This is a genomic window from Pseudoalteromonas sp. 19-MNA-CIBAN-0066 (assembly GCF_040308705.1).
GTDB classification, from domain to species: domain Bacteria; phylum Pseudomonadota; class Gammaproteobacteria; order Enterobacterales; family Alteromonadaceae; genus Pseudoalteromonas; species Pseudoalteromonas nigrifaciens.
Genome location: NZ_JBEONZ010000329.1, coordinates 1 through 250, shown reverse-complemented (window position 1 = coordinate 250; position 250 = coordinate 1). Strand labels below are relative to the sequence as shown.

Genomic DNA, 250 nt, shown 5'->3' with positions numbered 1-250 from the left:
CAATTACGCGTCGTATTGAACATATAACCACCATGAATACCACTAGCAATAATAAATTAGTGGTTAACGGGGTTACTATTAATTTAGCCGCCCGTGAAGCCTTAATTAAACAAACAACCTTAACCCTTACTGGCACCGAATACGAAATACTCGCACTCCTAGCCAAGCGCGCTGGTGAAGTAGTTAGTAAAGAGCAAATAAGTGAAGATGTACTTGGCAGGCGCTTAGCCTCGTTTGATCGCTCTATTGA

General features: G+C 42.0%; 1 protein-coding gene. It reads left to right on the top strand.

Annotated features, from left to right (window positions below):
- The coding region (locus AAEZ18_RS19300) for a winged helix-turn-helix domain-containing protein (RefSeq protein ID WP_352256051.1) at positions 1 to 250 on the top strand (250 nt) is incomplete at both ends.